Consider the following 426-nt stretch of genomic DNA (forward strand, 5'->3'; position numbering starts at 1 on the left):
TTCAGGCCGCTCGCAGCCCTTCAGAAGTTCGTCCAAAAGTTCCTTGGAAATCGTCATCGTCCTTGCTCCTCTCAGGAAGCATGGACCAAAGCGCAGTTACACAGAAGATCGGACACTCTCTTACAAAGCTGCAAAATAAGATTGTTCGCTTTGCGACAAAAGATAACTTTTCCGAGGCACCATGTGTTCTGAACAAATTCGCGCTCCTCAAGTGGCGAAAAGGAACCAGTTTTTCTCGGGCGCCACACTCCATTGATCGCGCCGTTAGGGTGTCCGAAGACATCTGCGCGGCTCTGTTGCACAAGTCCGGTAGGGATTCATGTCGTGAATCCAGTGTGGTAGCTGATGGGCATGAGCAAACCGACAGCACCGACCTACAAGACAACGAATTGGACTGCCTATAATGAGGCGCTTAAGCGCCGCGGG

Annotated in this window: 1 protein-coding gene; it reads left to right on the forward strand. The window is 51.6% G+C overall.

What is annotated here, in order from left to right:
* Window positions 1-404 (forward strand): hypothetical protein (locus AB4874_RS19910; protein WP_368393316.1); only part of this gene is annotated, 404 nt, incomplete at its 5' end.
* Window positions 405-426: the final 22 nt, after the last annotated feature.

The sequence above is a fragment of the Thioclava arctica genome, assembly GCF_040892615.1.
Lineage (GTDB): Bacteria > Pseudomonadota > Alphaproteobacteria > Rhodobacterales > Rhodobacteraceae > Thioclava > Thioclava arctica.